This is a genomic window from Cobetia sp. MC34 (assembly GCF_018340035.1).
In the GTDB taxonomy this organism is placed as follows: Bacteria; Pseudomonadota; Gammaproteobacteria; order Pseudomonadales; family Halomonadaceae; genus Cobetia; species Cobetia amphilecti.
Window position 1 is genome coordinate 158,081 of record NZ_JADPPY010000003.1, and the last position, 17,044, is coordinate 175,124.

At 63.6% G+C, this 17,044-nt stretch carries 15 protein-coding genes; 2 read left to right on the top strand and 13 right to left on the bottom strand.

What is annotated here, in order from left to right; translation table 11 throughout:
- Positions 1–9: 9 nt before the first annotated feature.
- From IZU87_RS02870 to IZU87_RS02890, 5 genes are all read right to left on the bottom strand, one after another.
- Positions 10–594, bottom strand: coding sequence for a DNA-3-methyladenine glycosylase I (locus IZU87_RS02870; RefSeq protein WP_213113608.1), 585 nt, complete (start codon positions 592–594; stop codon positions 10–12).
- Complete coding sequence (locus tag IZU87_RS02875) at positions 594–998, bottom strand: DoxX family protein (RefSeq protein ID WP_043332928.1); 405 nt, start codon at positions 996–998, stop codon at positions 594–596. The genes IZU87_RS02870 and IZU87_RS02875 overlap by 1 nt, the downstream gene beginning before the upstream one ends.
- A 106-nt stretch (positions 999–1,104) precedes the next feature.
- Positions 1,105–1,548, bottom strand: a complete 444-nt coding sequence (locus IZU87_RS02880; RefSeq protein WP_249330403.1) for a GNAT family N-acetyltransferase — start codon at positions 1,546–1,548, stop codon at positions 1,105–1,107.
- A 44-nt stretch (positions 1,549–1,592) separates the two neighbouring features.
- Positions 1,593–2,198 carry a glutathione S-transferase family protein gene (locus tag IZU87_RS02885; RefSeq protein ID WP_213113609.1) on the bottom strand — a complete coding sequence of 202 codons (606 nt, stop codon included), beginning with the start codon at positions 2,196–2,198 and terminating at the stop codon, positions 1,593–1,595.
- A gap of 133 nt (positions 2,199–2,331) precedes the next feature.
- Positions 2,332–2,934 (bottom strand): LysE family translocator, encoded by a 603-nt coding sequence (locus tag IZU87_RS02890; RefSeq protein WP_213113611.1) that lies wholly within the window; start codon positions 2,932–2,934, stop codon positions 2,332–2,334.
- A gap of 157 nt (positions 2,935–3,091) precedes the next feature.
- On the opposite strand from IZU87_RS02890, the gene IZU87_RS02895 reads away from it, so the two are divergent.
- Positions 3,092–4,543, top strand: coding sequence for an aminotransferase-like domain-containing protein (locus IZU87_RS02895; protein ID WP_213113612.1), 1,452 nt, complete (start codon positions 3,092–3,094; stop codon positions 4,541–4,543).
- Between the two features lie 13 nt (positions 4,544–4,556).
- On the opposite strand, the gene IZU87_RS02900 is transcribed toward IZU87_RS02895, so the two are convergent.
- From IZU87_RS02900 to IZU87_RS02915, 4 genes are all read right to left on the bottom strand, one after another.
- Entirely contained in the window at positions 4,557–5,882 is a 1,326-nt protein-coding gene (locus tag IZU87_RS02900; protein ID WP_213113613.1) for a bifunctional transcriptional activator/DNA repair enzyme AdaA, read from the bottom strand.
- A gap of 114 nt (positions 5,883–5,996) precedes the next feature.
- Positions 5,997–6,521 (bottom strand): acyl-CoA thioesterase, encoded by a 525-nt coding sequence (locus IZU87_RS02905; RefSeq protein WP_043332919.1) that lies wholly within the window; start codon positions 6,519–6,521, stop codon positions 5,997–5,999.
- Positions 6,522–6,793: 272 nt separating this feature from the next.
- Entirely contained in the window at positions 6,794–8,104 is a 1,311-nt protein-coding gene (locus IZU87_RS02910) for a short-chain fatty acid transporter (protein ID WP_213113614.1), read from the bottom strand.
- Between the two features lie 168 nt (positions 8,105–8,272).
- A complete protein-coding gene (locus IZU87_RS02915) occupies positions 8,273–9,607 on the bottom strand; it encodes an MATE family efflux transporter (protein ID WP_213113615.1) in 1,335 nt (444 codons plus the stop codon).
- A 273-nt stretch (positions 9,608–9,880) separates the two neighbouring features.
- Here IZU87_RS02915 and IZU87_RS02920 point away from each other — a divergent pair, with 273 nt between their 5' ends.
- Positions 9,881–10,162: a hypothetical protein gene (locus IZU87_RS02920; protein ID WP_234368090.1), complete on the top strand. Its 282-nt coding sequence runs from the start codon at positions 9,881–9,883 to the stop codon at positions 10,160–10,162.
- A 107-nt stretch (positions 10,163–10,269) separates the two neighbouring features.
- Here IZU87_RS02920 and IZU87_RS02925 read toward each other — a convergent pair whose 3' ends face one another.
- The 4 genes from IZU87_RS02925 to IZU87_RS02940 all read right to left on the bottom strand — a co-directional run bounded on the left by IZU87_RS02925 (position 10,270) and on the right by IZU87_RS02940 (position 16,655).
- On the bottom strand, positions 10,270–13,206 hold the full coding sequence (locus IZU87_RS02925) for a sensor domain-containing diguanylate cyclase (RefSeq protein ID WP_213113618.1): 2,937 nt from the start codon (positions 13,204–13,206) through the stop codon (positions 10,270–10,272).
- A gap of 569 nt (positions 13,207–13,775) precedes the next feature.
- Positions 13,776–14,033: a YfhL family 4Fe-4S dicluster ferredoxin gene (locus IZU87_RS02930; RefSeq protein WP_213113619.1), complete on the bottom strand. Its 258-nt coding sequence runs from the start codon at positions 14,031–14,033 to the stop codon at positions 13,776–13,778.
- A 10-nt stretch (positions 14,034–14,043) separates the two neighbouring features.
- On the bottom strand, positions 14,044–14,553 hold the full coding sequence (gene coaD / locus IZU87_RS02935) for a pantetheine-phosphate adenylyltransferase (RefSeq protein ID WP_043334599.1): 510 nt from the start codon (positions 14,551–14,553) through the stop codon (positions 14,044–14,046).
- Between the two features lie 227 nt (positions 14,554–14,780).
- Positions 14,781–16,655 carry a beta-ketoacyl synthase gene (locus IZU87_RS02940; RefSeq protein WP_213113658.1) on the bottom strand — a complete coding sequence of 625 codons (1,875 nt, stop codon included), beginning with the start codon at positions 16,653–16,655 and terminating at the stop codon, positions 14,781–14,783.
- Between the last annotated feature and the right edge of the window lie 389 nt (positions 16,656–17,044).

The following is a 17,044-nucleotide window of genomic DNA, read 5'->3' on the forward strand; positions in this document are numbered from 1 at the left end:
GAGCAGGCGTCAGTCATCTGCGCGGATCGCCGCCAGGGCGCCCGGCTCGGCCCAACGCGGGCCGGCATCCAGCACGCGTGCCTGCACCGGACAATCATCACGATGACAGCCGGGCAGATAGCCGCAGCTCATCAGCAGCTCGTTGACGATCTCGGGGCCGGTGAAGCGGAAGGTCTTCTTGAACAGCTTGATCCAGGCTGACAGCGGTTGTGGATGGTGGGCATCCAGCCAGGCACTGAAGCTGCCGTGGGAGTCCTTGAGCTGCATCACCACGCCTGCGTTGTGGATCACGGCATTGATCTTGAGCCGGTTGCGAATGATGCCGGCATTGCTGAGCAGGCGCGCGCGATCCTCGTCTCCGTAGGCGGCGATGCGCGCGATATCGTAATCCTCGAAGGCCTCGTGGAAGGCCGCGCGCTTCTTGAGCACCGTCAGCCAGGAGAGGCCGGCCTGATTGATCTCGAGCACGAAGCGTTCGAACAGCACCCGGTCATCGCTGACCGGAAAGCCGTATTCATGATCATGATATGGGCCATGAATCGGGTGCTGAGGAGCATTCTCGCAATAGGTGCTGGCGGTGACGACGTCGGCCATCAGTCCTCCTGTACCGCGAAGCGGCCGCTGCCGAGAAAGACGATGGCCAGGGCGCTGGCGAGGAAGAAGCCTTGCAGCTCCAGCGCCCAGCCGCCGGAGGGCGACAGGCTCAACAGCTGGCCCATGTGCGCCACGGCAAAGGCGAACAGCATGTTGGCGACCACGATCAGTCCGGCGATGCGCGAGTGCACGCCGAGCACCAGCATGATGGGCGCGATGATCTCGCCAATGTAGACGCCATAGGCCACCACGCCCGGGATGCCCAGATTCTCGAGCTCGCCGGCGATCCAGCTCAGCGTGCCGCCATCACCGAGCAATTTCGAGAGGCCATGAAACAGCAACAGCAGGCCCAGCATCAGGCGCAGTATCAGCTTGCCGAGGTCGTCATTTTCGAGAAATTGCACGGTAGAGCTCCTTGCTCAGCGGTCATCGGGCTTGCTCAGTGGTCGTCGGGCTTGCTCAGTAGTCGTCGGGCTTGCTCGGCGGTCGTCGGGATAGAAGGCGGCTGTCTCAGGCGTTGGGGTTGTCCACCAGAATGCGCGAGAAGCGCACGATCTCGGCATTGCGGTTGGACCAGCCAAGGCGCTCCCAGAAGCGGTGAGCGTCATGGTTGTCGTGCAGGGTATCCAGATGCACCTTGTCGATGCCTTCGCAGGCCAGGGCTGCCAGGCAGCGGTCGACCAGCGTGCTGGCGATGCCCTGGCCACGCATGTCCGGCGCTGTCATCACATGCTGAAGATAGCCGCGCTTGCCGTCATGGCCCGCCATGGCGCAGCCGACCAGGCGCTCATCGAGAAAGGCCAGATGGCTCATGCCGGGGTTGCGCGCCAGATAGCGGGCGACAGGGGCATGGCGGTCGGCATCGCGGATGACTACCCCGGGAGTCACCTCCATCATGGCGATGAAGGCAGGGTGGTCTTCCGGTGTCATCGGGCGATAGGTCAAGGTTGGCATCGTGTGTCCTGGCAAACGGCGGTCGTCGGGGATGCCATATCCTATCAGTCCCGCGGGATATCGAAATGCCCCGGCTGAGCCGCGACACGTGCCAGCCACGCCTGAATGGCGGGATAGTCATCCAGCGCGAAGCCGCCTTCATCGGCAACATGCGTATAAGCATAAAGGGAAATGTCGGCAATCGTGAATCGGTCCCCGACCAGCCAGTCATGCTCGGCGAGATGGTGCTCCATCACGCGCAGGGCGCGCTTGCCGCCATCCTGCTTGGCGGCGTACTCGGCGCGGCGCTCATCGGGGAGGCCAAGGTAGCGATTGATGAAGCGGGCGGTGGCGATGTACGGCTCATGGCTGTACTGCTCGAAGAACTGCCACTGCAGCACCTTGGCGCGCAGGAAGGGGTCACTCGGCAGATAGTCACTGCCATCGGCGAGGTAATTCAGGATGGCATTCGACTCTGACAGTGTCTCGCCGCGATGCAGCTCCAGCAGCGGAATCTTGCCATTGACGTTACGGGTCAGGAATTCCGGCGTGCGGGTGTCGCCGGCCAGAATGTCGACCTCGATGTAGTGATGATGGCGTTGGAGCAGGTGCAGCAGCAGCTCGACCTTGTAGCAGTTGCCGGAGCGGCGATCACCGTAGAGTGTCAGCATGCAGGGAGCGTCCTGTGCGAGCGTGGAATTGGCGTCTCGACAGTCTAACCAACCTCGCCTGCATGAACAGTGATTATTCGAACAGTGTTCGACGCTCCGGTGTCATTCGCGTACTCCAGACGCAGGCTGTGGATCAGCCGAGGATCATCACCACGCAGGAAGCGGTCAGTACGCCCATCACGCGGTTGAAGATCTTCCAGGCGCGTTCGGTATTCAGCAGGCGCCCGATGGCGGTCCCGAAGCCCGCCCACAGCGAGATGCACGGCAACGCGACCAGTTCCGCGAAGCCTGCCAGCAATACGGCGTTGAGCAGTGCCGGGCCTTCCTCGGGCAGAAAGCTTGCCATCAGCGCCATGCCCATCACCCAGGCCTTGGGGTTGGCGAACTGGAACAGGCTCGCCGCGAGGAAGGTCATCGGACGCGCATCCTGCTGGCTGGCGAAGTCAGGGGGCGGGGCGGTGGCGATCTTCCAGGACAGATAGAGCAGGTAGGCACTGCCCAGCACCTTCAGCAGCGTCTGCACGATGGGATATCGCTCGAAGACCAGCCCCAGCCCCAGCGCGATGGCGATGAACAGCACCAGGCAGCCGATCAGGATGCCGAAGATATGCGGCAGGGTGCGCCAGTAACCATAGTTGGCCCCCGAGGCCGTCAACATCACGTTGTTGGGGCCGGGCGTCAGGGTCATCGACAGCATGAAAAGCGTGGCGGGGGCCAGAAAGGCGAGGGATTCCATGGGTGTCCTTCAGCGTGGTGGGCGTTGTCGAGGTGGTGTATCTGATTGTATGGGTTCAATTTTCAGGTGCCGGCACATTCCCGTGTTTTGTGGCTTGTTGGCGGCATGTTTTGAGCATAATCTGATGACAATTACCGTCAACAGGTTTTTTGTCACCATGACAATGTGGATTCCGACCCTGGACCCCGCCATGCCGCGTTACCGTGCGCTGGCGGAGGCCATCCGCCTCGATATCGCCGCGGGCCAACTCAAGGAAGGCGAGCGACTGCCGCCTCAACGGCGGCTGGCGGATGCGCTGGGCGTGACCATCGGCACGGTGACGCGAGGCTACGCCGAGGCCGAGCGGAGTGGCCTGGTGTCGGCGCGTGTCGGGAGCGGCACCTACATCAATGGCGCCACCCGGAGCGCGCATGGGTCCTTCAGCAGCTTCGGGCATGCCCTGCGTGCCAGCAAGGCCTACGGATTGGCGCCAGAACAGGAGGGCGCGCTGCCGGCAGCGTCCGGCGTGATCGATCTCACCATGAGCCTGCCTCCGCCTCACCCCGCGCGGCAGCAGGGAATGGCGGCGGCGCTGGCCGCGATCAGCCAGTCACCCGAGGCCTTGCAGCGCAGTGTCGAGTATCAGAATGAATTCGGCGACGGCAGCCATCGTCAATTGCTGGCGAGCTGGATGGGCGAGCTCGGCATGCCGGTCGACCCCGAGGAGCTGATGCTGACCCAGGGCGGCCAGAATGGCATCACGCTGGCGTTGTCGGCGCTGCTGGCGCCCGGGGATGCCGTGGTCACCGGCGCGCTGACCTATCCCGGCTTGATCGTCGCCAGCGCCGAACGTGGCCTCAAGCTGTTGCGTGTGCCGCTGGACAAGGACGGCATGGATGTCGAGGCGCTGGCGCGGCTGTGTCGTCAGCAGGCGCCCAGAATGGTCTATGTGATGGCCGAGCAGAACAATCCGGGCGCGGCGCAGTTGTCTCATGCCCGGCGCGAGGCACTGGTCGCCCTCGCACGCCAGCATGACTTCTGGATTCTGGAAGATGGGGTGCAATATCTGCCCGACGAGGAGTGCGGTAAGCGGCTCTATCAGATGGCGCCGGAGCGCACCCTGTATGTCTTCAGCACCTCCAAGTTGCTGGCCGGCGGCCTGCGCCTGGGCGTATTGCGGGCGCCGGTGGAGGTACTGACCCGCATCGGCGCAGTGCTGCGCAGCCACAGCTGGATGGTGGCGCCGCTGTTGATGGAGACGGTCTGCGCCTGGCTGACCAGCGGCAACGCGACACAGCTGGTGGAGTGGCAGATGGAGGAGATGCGCGCGCGCCAGCGACTGGCCCGCACGCTGCTGGCGGAGTGGTCACCGGCGGCGCGGCCGTCCTCGTTCGATCTGTGGCTTGGGTTGCCCGAAGGGCAGCGCAGTCAGGCGATGGTCGCGTCATTGGCCGAGCGGGGTGTGCACGTCACCAGCGCCGAGCCCTTCTGTGTCGGCAATGAGCCGCCACCGCAGGCCATCCGACTGTGCCTGAGCGCTGCCCAGAGCCGTGAGGCGCTGACCCACGCGCTGGAAATCGTGCGCGAGCAGCTGCAGGCGCCGCCTGCACTGCGTCCCATGACGCTCTAGCGCTTCGCCGCGCTCACTCCCGGCGGGTGCCGGACTCCTGCGCCAATCTGGCCTGCTTGAGCGGCACGCCCCAGCGATAGCCGCCGAGCCCGCCATCGCCGCGTACCACACGATGACAAGGCGTCAGCAGAGCCAGCGGATTGGCACCACAGGCATTGGCGACGGCGCGGCTGGCGGTCGGTCGCTCGAGCGTCTCGGCCAGCTGGCGGTAGGTCAGGGTATCGCCGCTCACGGTGGCGTTGAGCTGCTGCCAGACGCTCAATTGAAAGGCGGTGCCACGCACATCCAGCGGCAGTTCGAGCAGCAGTGCATGACTGGTCTCCGGTTGCTCGCACAGGGCGAGTAACCGTGCCCCCAGTGAGGCATGCAGCAGGCGACTGACCGCGTGAGTGTTGCCGTCCTGCTCGTCTGCCTCCATCTGCTGCCAATTGGCTTTGGGCAGACGTGCTTCCAGCGCCTGCTGGCCAGCCTCACGACTGTCGCTGAGCTGGATGACCACCACGCCACGCGCGCTGAGGCCTGCGCTCAGCCAGCAGGACTGTTCCGGTATCCCGAAGCGACACGGCCAATGCAATGCCAGCAGGTCTTCTCCCTGGCCGCCGGAGCGGCGGGCGCTGGGCGTGATGCCGTCCCTGCGTGCATAGGCGCGGCTGCTGGAGCGATAGCCGGCGGCGATGATCGCCTCGGTCACGCCATGGCCTTCCTCCAGCAGCGCATGGAACTGCATCTGACGCAGACCCGCCGAGTACTCGGAAGGAGACAGGCCCAGCAGTGTCGTGAAGCGGCGCTGAAGATGCGAGGCGCTTATCCCGTGCTCCGCCGCCAGGCTTGCGAGTGTCGGGGTGGGCTCGCCTGCGGCGACGGCCTGCTCCAGCTGCCGACATACCGTCAGCGGCCAGGGTGAGGCGGGGGCTGAGGCAGCATCTTCAGGTGCCGAGCTGGCGGCAGTGGAGGCGCATGAATGTGAGGCGTTCGATTCCGGCATCGTCGGTGCTCCAGACGTGGCCCTGACGGGATGGCGAGTCTGCTTGTCGGCCTGAGGGCGATCAGGCTTGTCGGACTGCTCAGGATGACAGCGCCGACAGGCGCGCATGCCTGCGGCTCGCGCCGCGTGGGCGTCGGCAAACAGGCGCAGGTTGTCCCGGCGTGGCGCCGGGGATGGGCAGCCGATGCGACAGAAGATGCCAGTGGTGATCACGCCGTAGCGCAGCGCCTCCCCGGCGATCGGCTGGCGCGCCAGCAGACGCTGCCAGATGGCCTCATCGCACCCTTGAGCGTCGCCAGCGGCAGGTGGTGCCGTCATGCCTACCGCTGTCTTTTCGCCGGACACTGATGTCATCGTTCATCTCGCTGTGCAAGGTTCACGATCAGTATCGCCATCCGCTCGGGGCGGTGCACTCCGTATCTTGTGCTGACTGTCAGGATTGCGCTCGCAGCATTTGCCGGGGTTCGCTCAGAACTCGATGGATTCCTGGCGCTTCTCTTCTTCTTCGGCCTGCTTGCGCAGCTTCTTGCGGATGGCGGCCTTGTGGAAGCGCAGCTTCTGTTCCTGGGTTTCCAGGTTGAGTGGCGGCACCGGCACCGGCTGGCCGTTGGAATCGACCGCGACCATGGTCAGATAGCAGCTGTTGGTATGACGAATCAGGCGACCCTGGATGGATTCGGCGACCACCTTGATGCCGATCTCCATCGAGGAGCGGCCGACATGATTGACTGAGGCCAGGAAGGTCACCAGCTCACCGACGTGGATCGGCTGCTTGAAGCGCACCTGGTCGACCGAGAGGGTGACGACGTAGCTGCCGCTGTAGCGACTGGCACAGGCGTAGGCGACTTCATCCAGCTTCTTGAGGATGGCGCCACCGTGCACCTTGCCACTGAAGTTGGCCATGTCGGGGGTCATCAGCTCGGTCATGATCAACTGATGCTGGCCGGGCAGAGCTTCGTTGAGGGCGGTCTGTTCTGGCTGGTTCTCGCTCATTGGGGCGTCCTTCAGGCACGGGCCTGTCAGGTGAGTGGGAGCTGTCAGGGGCTCTCAGGTGAAGCAATGGCTCTGGCATGCCGCGCAGAGAGGGATAATGGCTAGTCTGCGGGATTCGTGACGTCTTGGCACCCCGTGAGCGGCATATCAGCTATCTATAAACGACCTTGCCCCCACAGTCGCCTGTGGGGGCAAGGAGCTTGCGGGGTTATCAGGCAGGCTATCTGAATCGCTGGCTGAAAAGGCTAGCTGACGCCGCCGTCAGGCAGGTATCAGAGCAGCGTCAGACCCAGCGAGATGATGATGCCGGTCACCAGCAGCTGCACCAGGCAGAAGCCCATGATGTCCTTGGCCTTGAGTCCGGCGATGGCGAGCACCGGCAGTGCCCAGAAGGGCTGCAGCATGTTGGTCCAGGCATCGCCCCAGGCGACGGCCATGGCGACGCGTGGCAGGTCGGCACCCAATGCCTGGGCGGCGGGAATCATGACCGGTGCCTGCACGGCCCACTGACCGCCACCGGAGGGCACGAACAGATTGACGATACCGGCACTGATGAAGGACCAGAACGGCAGGCTGTCGGCGGTGGCAATCGACACGAAGCCTTCGGACAGCGTGGCGGCCAGTCCCGACTGCACCATGATCGCCATGATGCCGGCGTAGAAGGGGAACTGGATGACGATGCCTGCGCCACCCTTGATGGCTTCATTCAGGCTGTCCAGCAGCTTGCGCGGCGTGCCATGCAGCACGATGGCCAGGAACAGGAAGCTGAAGTTGATCACGTTCAGGTTCAGTCCGCCGCCACGAATCACGAAGTGATCCACCAGCCAGGCGAGGCCGAACAGCCCGACGACCCAGGCGAGAATCGGCGAGTTCTCGAGACGCTCGGCGGGACGAGGCTGGTCGCTGATCTCGGTGTGCTTCTCCTCGAGCAGGGCCGGGTCCACGTACACGCTTTCCTTCTCGAAGGGCATCATGGCGCGATTGACCAGCGGCATGATGATCAAGAGCGCCGCGACGATGGCGATATTGAAGAAGGCGAAGATGGTGTCCGAGGTGGGCACGATGCCGATGCTGTCCTCGGTGAAGTGGCCCGCGGTGGCGATGGTCAGCGGAATCGAGCCCGAGATGCCCGCATGCCAGATCACGAAACCGGAGTAGGCACTGGCGATCAGCAGGCGGTAATCGACCTTGATCATCCTGGCCAGCTGCTTGGCGAACAGTGCCCCGATGACCAGCCCGAAGCCCCAGTTGATCCAGCTGGCGATCAGCGACACGAAGGTGACCAGCATGATGGCGCTGCCGGGCGTTCTGGCCAGCGAGGCGATGCTGGCCAGGCCTTTCTTCACCGGCGGGGTGTTGGCGAGCATGAAGCCGGAGATCAACACCAGCAGCATCTGCATCGAGAAGGTCAGCAGATTCCAGAAGCCATCGCCCCAATAGCGCATCACCTCGGTGGGGGAGCGCTGTTCGATGAGCATGGCGGCTGCCGCTGCAACGACGGTCAGCAACAAGACGAAGATATAGGGGTCAGGCAGATAGCGCTCAACCAGCTTGACGGCTGGCCGTGATAGCGATTGCAGCATGTGAGAGTCCCTGTTGGCTTTTTATCAGTATGGGAAACGGGTTGGCACGCTCACATTAGTCCATTCGCTATCAGGAGAATATCGCGCGATGGTCGAGTGGCGCGCCAATGCCAGCGGCAAGCCTTTCAGCGCTGCATCAACCTGCTGGAGACTTCAATTGGCATGGCATCAGCGCCAATGATGGCGGCGATGATGCAGGTAGTAGCCGCCGAGCACGGCAGAGCGCACGCTGGTGAACAGCAGGAAGGCCAGCCACAGTCCATTATTGCCGAAGCCTTCGAGCAGCGGCCACAGGCCGATGAAGGCCAGCAGGGATACCACCAGCGTATTGCGCATTTCACGCGTCGCCGTGGCACCGATGAAGATGCCGTCCAGCAGGTAGCTCCACACCGCGACCAGGGGCATGGCGACCATCCAGGGCAGATAGAGGGTGGCCAGGGCACGGACTTCGGGAATGTCGGTCAGCAGGTGGATCAACGCCGGCCCGCAGAGCCAGAGCAGGCCGCTGGCCGCTGTCGCGGTGATCAAGGAGAAGCGGGTTGCCGCTCCCACGCTGCGCGCGAAGCGTTGCCAGTCGTTCTGGCCGACGGCTCGCCCGACCTCTGATTCCGCCGCCTGGGCGAAGCCATCCAGTGCATAGGACGTCATCATCACGAACTGCAGCAACACCGCATTGGCCGCCAGAACATCATCCCCGAAGCTGGCACCCTGCGAGGTGAAATAGGCCGTCGCGCCCAGCAGGCACAGGGTGCGCACGAACAGATGCTGATTGACGCGGATCAGCGCGCCCCAGGCGGGGAGAGACAGCAGCGCTGCGCGGTCACTGCGCCCCGGCATGCGTCTGAGCTGGCGGGCGACCAGCCACAGGCCCGTGGCCAGCGCACAGTAGTCGGCGATCACGCTGGCCAGCGCCACGCCATCGCTGGTCATGCCAAGGCCGGGCACGAAGGCCAGGTCGAGCAGGATGTTGACGCCATTGGTCAGCACGAGGATGCCGAGCGTGACACGCGAATTCCCCAGCCCCAGGAACCAGCCCAGAATCACGTAGTTGATCAGCACGGCCGGTGCCGACCACAGCCGGATGCTGGCGTAGTCATGGGCCAGGGCAAGCGTGGCCTCGCTGGCTTCCATCAGCGATAGTCCCAGGGTGATCAGCGGCGAGCCGGCGATGATCAACACCAGCCCGATGGCCAGCGCCAGCCCGATGCCCTGGCCCAGCAAGGTGCGCAGGCCATTGTGGTCTTCACGGCCATGGGCCTGTGCCGTCATGCCGGTCGTGCCCATGCGCAGGAACCCGAAGCCCCAGTACAGGAAGCTGAAGAGGACCGCGCCCAGCGTGACCGCGCCCAGATACACCGCATCCTCGAGATGCCCGACCACGGCGGTATCCACCAGCCCCAGCAACGGCACCGAAATGTTGGAAAGGATGATGGGCCAGGCCAGGCGCCACATATGGCGATCGGCGGAAGGCAGTGTGGCGGTCTTCAGGGAAGGGGCGGGCATGTTGGGTCCGAATGAGGGGTGAAGGTAAGGTCAGCCGGGAGCGGTCGCGTTGATCAGGATAAGGCCTGGCAGGGCTGGGCGTAATGGCGCTGGAGCGCTAATCTAGTTCTGGTGACTTGATGGCAAGGCCTGCCATGCGCCAGCCGAGAGATCCACTGGCGCGAAGACCCATAACAGGGACGCATGGAGCGTCCGGACGCAAGGGAACTGACTATGAAACGCACGATTTTTCAGCGAAGCACGCGATTGCGCACTGGGCTTGCAGCAGCTGGCATGACGCTGGTGCTGGCGACGCCGGTGCAGGCCATCGAGCTGCCCAGCGAGCAGGGTGACGACACACCCAGCGCAGGCATGATGGTGGCCGATGCCCTTATCGGGCGTCCACTGTTGCTGGCCACGACCGTCGTCGGTGCTGCCATCTTTGTCGTGTCGGCTCCCTTCGCGGCCATGGGGCAGAATATCGATGAGACGGCGCGCGTACTGGTCGCGACCCCGGCGCAGGCGACCTTCGCTCGCTGCCTGGGCTGCAAGACCACGCGGGTCGATTGGGATTGAGGATGTCCTGATCGCGGCTGGTGAGCACGCGCCGCTCATGGCTGGACACGACAACGCCGACCTCGAGGGTCGGCGTTGTCGTGTCTGAAGGGTGGTGAGAGATGGGGTCAGTGCGCGGGTTGCCTGGCGTGGCTATCGGCTGCGGGCGGCAGTGAGTTGAAGCACAGCACGCGTTTGCGTCCGGCGCGTTTCGCCTCATAGAGCGCATTGTCGGCCATGTTGAACAGCGCGTCGGTGGCCTGGCTGTCATGTGGCGCATTGGCGACCCCGGCGGAGAAGCTCAAGCCGGTCAGCGGCCCCAGCGTCTCATGCTCGAAGACTTCTTCGTGGAAGGCTTCGAGAATGGCCTCGACGCGTGCGCGTGACACCGCTGCGCTGGCACCGGGGATCAGAATCACGAACTCTTCGCCGCCGTAGCGACAGGCTTCATCGGAGCTGCGCAGCGACTCACGTATCAGGTTGGCCAGACGCGTGAGGACCTGATCGCCCATCTCGTGCCCGTAGGTATCGTTGACCTGCTTGAAGTGGTCGAGATCCAGCACCACCAGAGACAGCGGGTTGCCGATGCTGGCCTCGGCCAGTTTCTGGGGCAGCACCTCATCGAGGTGACGACGATTGAAGAGGCGCGTCAGCGTGTCCTTGCGCGCCTCATGTGCCAGACCCCGCTTCAGCTGCAGGTCGGCCAGTGCCAGCATCACCAGGTGGCTGACATCTTCCGCCAGGGGCTGAAGGCGCTCCAGGCTGTCCTCTTCCGGCGGGATCAGCAGCACGAATTCCCCCACCTGGCCATCCCCGACCGTCAGCGTCTGCTTGAGGTGACGAGCATCGGTGGGTGGTGTCCCCCAGTTGATATGCATCGTCTGATTGATGTCATTCGGGTCATGCAGGGTCACGTTGCCTTCGCAGCCGGCGAACAGGCTGGGCAGACGAACATTGAGCTGGGTGATGATCTCATCGAGCTGGGAGCAGGTCAGCAGGCATTCCGCGAGGTGATGGATCTGGCTGCGGCTCTCGGAGAGTCGCGACAGCTTGAGGTTGGCGGCCTGCAGGTCGCGCTGGGCACGCTTGCGGTCGGTGATGTCGTGAACGATGGAGAACAGCAGGGTGCGGCCGTTCAGGTCCACCGGGCCGGTAAAGATCTCGACATCACGCAATTCACCGTTGGCAAGCTGATGGCTGGCCTCGAAGTGGTTGTCGGTACGGTTGACGACCGCACGGATGCGCTTGGAGAGCGACTGGCTGGCCAGCACGTTGATACGGCCCAGTGGCATGCCGCACATCTCGCCGATGCTGTAGCCATAGAAGTCGGCGGCGACCGGGTTGGCATCGATGATCTCGGCAAGCTCCGGGTCGATCAGCAGCTTGATGGCGTTGCCGGTGCTGAAGACTTCCTGATACAGGGTCGCATTCTCCTCGAGCAACTCGATGGCGCGGCGGCGGTCCTCGATATTGTTGATCAATACCAGGGTGCGTTCCTCGCCCTCGAGCGGCGTGAGGGTGACTTCCGCCCAGAACATCTGCCCCGTATCAGTCTGCATGTGGTATTCGTCCTGGAAGCTGCCGCCTTCGCGCTGCAGCTGGCCCCAGGCACGTTTCATGCGACTGATCTCATCCAGTGAGAACAGCCCCCACAGCGATTGCTGGAAAAGCTCGGCATCACTCTTGCCCAGCAGGGCATGCATGGCCGAGTTGGCATCCGCGATGGTGCCATCCCGGTCGGCGACGATGATGCCCACCGGGGCGGAGTGATAGATGGAGCGCAGACGGGCACGGCTGCTGATCAGGCGTTGCTGCTGCTCCTTGATCCAGTCGATATCGCTGTGAGTGCCGATCATGCGCAGGGGCCTGCCATCCTCGGCACGTTCCACCACGCGTCCCTGATCGAGAATCCACTTCCATTCACCGTTGCGCGTCAGCATGCGGTGCTCGTTGCGATATTCTGCGCTGTGGCCTTCAAAGTGCTGTTTCAGGTCGTCGAGGGTGCGCGGCATGTCATCCGGGTGAATGCGTGACTTCCACTCATCGAAGCTGCTGCCGATCTCGTGTTCCTGGAAGCCGAGCGTCGCTTTCCACTGCGGAGAGTAGAAGACGTGATCGGTATCCTGCTTCCAGTCCCAGTCCCAGACGCCGGCGCCTGAGCCTTCCAGCGCGAACTGCCAGCGTTGTTCGGCCTCGCCCAGGGCGTCACTCATCTTCTGCAGCTGCTGATAGGGGTAGACCATGCGCGATGAATAGATGGCGTGATAGATCATCGCGTAGGCCACCACCTTGTACAGATGGCCGAGCAGATTGAAGACATCGAAGGCAGTGGCATAGAGCGTGAAGCACAGCTCGGAAATCCCCGTGGCCAGCGCCGCGACCGCCAGCCAGCCGGCATTGGTGCCTTCAGGCAGTCGGCGCGCGCCGAGCAGAAGTACCGCGGCCAGCACAGCGCTCAGCGCCAGGGTCCACTCGTAGCCGATCTTCCAGGCGGTCAGGCCGCTGCCGACGATGAAGGTCTCTGGCAGGAAGTCGAGATGAAAGAGGCCTATCCAGCTCACCGCCAGCCCGATGGCGAGCGTCAAGCCAAAGGCCAGGGGCAGATAGCGACGCGGCACGGGGCGGGCTGTCAGCAGGCAGGGGGCCAGCAGCGCGATGATGAAGGCGGTCCGCCCTGCCAGCCAGAAGTGGATGGCCTTGCTGACGGAGGCTTCGCTGACGAAGTCGGGCATGCCGTCGTAGCTGAAGATATGCACCATGTCGAAGAAGGCGGAGAGCATGAAGGCGCATCCCATGACCAGAAAGCTGGTCGGCAGCGTCCGACGGTGCCCCTGGAAGATGGAGACGGCAGACATCAGTGCGACCAGTATCGCGCCCATTTCCAGCAGTGAATGCGGGACGAGGTAATGTCCGACCGAGCTGAACAGCTGCGGACGCGGCACCACGATCAAGACCACCATGATCGCCAGCATGACAAGCAGCATCGCCGTGCCGGCATTGGGCAGCTGTGTGCGTGTCCCCAGGAAGGGGCGCTTGAGAACGGTAGAGAGCGAGCGAGAGGACATGGGCAATCCGTGCGCGTGAAAGGGGATGACCGGTGACTGCGTAACTACAGGATAGAATAGATTGTTTACATTATCCTAACAGAAAATAACTTAGAGTAGCGTTTGGTATTAATTGCGTAGCTGTTTAGGCAGGGGCCGAGAGCAGGCCGGTAGCCACGATGCTGTCTGGCCATGTCAGCAGCGGGGCCAGCAGCGGGGCCAGCAGGGAGGACGGCGGGAGCAGGCACTGGCGGGTAGAGCGGGAGGTCTTGATCGCGAACGAAGTGTATCGCCAGCCGGCGTCTTTGCCCGTCGGCGCCTTTGCCAGTCGGTGTTAGTGCCAGTCGGTTACGTTACCCGTTGGTGTCTCGCGGCAAGAGGCGACGCGTTGGCGAGTCTGGCGCTGAAGCGTCAGTCAGGGCCGAGCCTGAGGAAAGGGCTTATGGAGAGGGCTTGAGGAAAGAGCTTATATAGAGGGCTTGCGGAGAAAGCAGGAGGTGTCAGGCAAGAAGCAAGCAGCAGCCGTCACGACGGATGTGGCGCAGTACAGGCCATGTCATCGCCATGACGGCTGCCGGAGCAGGCGGCAATCAGTTGCCGAGTGCGGCCGTGATGATGTGGTACTTGTCCATCAGCTCTTCCTGGTTTTCCTTGTTGGCCGGGTCGAGCGGGATGCAGTCGACAGGGCAGACCTGCTGACATTGCGGCTCATCGAAGTGTCCGACGCATTCGGTGCACAGGTCCGGGTCGATGACATAGATCTCTTCCCCCGGCGAGATGGCCCCATTGGGACATTCCGGCTCGCAGACGTCGCAGTTGATGCACTCATCAGTGATGATCAGGGCCATGATGCTGTCCTCAGCTTGTGGCGGTGTCGTCGTCGGTAGCGGAGAAATGCCGGGCGAGGGTCTCGGCCACCAGCGGATGCACCAGACGCGACACATCACCGCCATGACGCGATATCTCGCGCACGATGGTCGATGAAATGTAGGAGTTCTGTAATTCCGGGGTCAGGAACAGGCTATCGACGTGCGGTGCCTGGGCCCGGTTCATGTTGGCCAGCTGCAGTTCGTACTCGAAGTCGGAGACCGCACGCAGGCCGCGCAGAATGATACGCGCATTCTGCTGCTCAAGCAGCTCTGTCAGCAGGCAGCTGAAACCGATGACCTCGACATTGTCGAGATGCGCCAGAATCCGGCGTGCCAGATCGATGCGCATCTCCAGCGGCAGCGCGGGGCGTTTGCTGGGGCTATAAGCCACCGCGACCACTACCTTGTCGAACAGGCGGGCGCCGCGCTCGATCAGGTCGGTATGGCCATTGGTGATCGGGTCGAAGGTGCCGGGATAGACGGCAATGTTCTTGGGCATGACGAACTCGAGCTCTGTCGGCAGCGGGTCAGCCTGGTGACCGGCTGCAGTGGACGACGAAGGATGAGGAGCCGCAGAAGGCCGGGACGCAGTGGCTGTCGCGCCGCCGGCTCCCCCGGTACGCCGAGTGTAGAACCCCTCGCGCGGCTTGCCAGTCGCGGGAGGGGATTCGTCACCGAGTGCGCAACCCGGGAGGGGCAGCCAGCCGGTCTTGCAGCGAGCCTGGCTTACAGCGAACCGAAGGGGTTGTCGACCTTGAGCGAGACGGGCTTCGCATAGCCGGGGATACGGATCTCGCGATCCGTGATCTCCAGCTCCGGACCTTCGAGCACGCCTTCACCGAAGCGATAGGTCGGCGTGAATTCGCCGCGCTGTGCCTTGTCCAGATAGTCGGCGCGACGCTGCTCGCAGAGACCGCTGCGCTCACGCCAGGCGGCCAGTGCCTCCTCACCATGTCGCGCCGCCAGCAACTTCAGCGTGACGTCTGCCGACAGCACCACGCCACTGGCGTTGTTGCCACCGAAGCCCTTGGCATTGATGAAGGCGACGTCTGCGGTGAACTCGCGCGCCTCGCGGCGGATGTCTAGGTGGCTGTGATGCACGTCATCGGCGATGGCATCCAGCGTCGGGATACCCGGCAGGATGCCGGTCGCCATGCTGCCGAGCGCCGATACCGCCTGATCGCCCGCGGCACTGCCCTGGCTGTGGCCGACGAAGGATTTTACCGCCACCACGGGCCAGGCCTGGATGTCGTTGGCGCGAGCCACTTCATTGAGCACGTGGGATTCGGTGGTGCGGTTCTTCGGCGTGGAGGTGGCATGGGCGTGCACGAAGCTGCGCTGGCGCACGCCTTCATCGCCGATGATATCGCGCGCCAGCGCCACCGCCTTGCTCAGGGTGATATAGTTGCCGACGCCGGGCGCCGAGATGGAACGCTTCCAACCGTCGGCATTGACGAACACGTCCGGCACGCTGCCGATGATGCGAGCGCCGGTGTCCAGCGCCAGATCATCCGCCATCAGAATCACGAACTGGGTCGCTTCCGCGATGGTGAAGCCACAGTTGCGCGCGAACGGGCGACAGGCCTTCTGGTAATCGCTGTCGGTGAGCACTTCCAGCGCGTCGAGGGCCTTGAGGCTCTCGTCATCGGCCAGAGCGCCCATGCTGCGGAAGCCCTCGATGACTTCCGGCGTGATCGGCGCATCGGCGGTGCCGACCATCACCACACGGCGACGGCCGCTGCGGATGTCATTCAGGCCCAGCTTCAGGTTGTAGAGGAAGCTTGCGCAGGCGCCCATCGCGGCACCGGCGCCGCCGACATTGCCCAGCACATAGGCATTGAGGAAGTCGGCGGGCATCTGGGCATAGCCCAGCGGCATCTGCTTGGAGGTGGCGCGCTCGCCGGCCACGAAGGACTTCATCAGTCCGCCCCAGCCTTCGGCGTCCATCTGGCCGATGGAATTGCCGGCGTAGACGGCAATATCGTCCGGATCGAGGCTATCGCGCAGCGCATCCCAGTCCAGGCCGCTGTCGCCGAGGCAATCGCTGGCACCGAAGATGGTCATCGACAGGCCGCGCGGGTGATGCACGCTGCGATAGAGCTGCTCCGGCGCGAAGCCGCTGGGCAGCTGACCCGCGGCGCGCACCAGCGCCTGACGATGATCGGGCAGCAGGACATCGAATTCGCCGGCCGGTACCGTGACTTCGACATGACGGTTATCCAGCTCGCGGATCTGCCAGTCAGCGGGCGGCTGTTCCGGCAGCTGGCGGCTGCGCAGCGTGAAGGTCAAGTCCTGGCCCAGCGTCAGCTTTGACTGACGATTGGCAGGAATGCCGGTCGCGTTGAAGCGCTCGTCTTCAATGCGACGAATCAGGGTGTGGGACAGCACCTGGTCTGCCAGACGCTCCGCAAGCGCCTGAGCCTCGGCGGGCTGGCCTTCGGCATCGAACCACTGGCCCTGATCATCGCAGCGGGCGAGGTTCATGAGCGACGCGAGACCCAGCAGGGTCTCTTGACGGTCTGTCTCCGGCAGGGAGTCGAGCACCGTGCGTCGGAACGCCTGATGGCCCGAAGTTCTGCCGGCGGCATTGACGCCGCCCATGCCGACGATCACCGGTAAGTGTGACAAGCCGCTTTCCTCGTAAAAATACTGTGAGTCGTTGGTCTGGGCGATACCTCTGCGGATATTCGTCCAAATGATGGGCGGATGATAACACCCCCTCAATACAGGCGTCATGCACCCCCGCCTCTACGCGGGCGCGCCAGCGAGCGCTTGCTGCGAACACTGTGCGATATCTCTGCGCTCAGTGCGAGTCCCACTGGCCTGTTTTTGTACTCGTCGTGGCGCGGGATGATCGTGATTAAACGTTTGTTTGATTTTCGAATCGCAAGCTGCCATTCTGTCGTGGCTGTTTGAGTTGGTGTAGGCGCGTGCCGCGAGGCAGGCGCCTTTTTTTGTGTCCAGGCCTTCCTGCACCGCCGGCCCCGGAT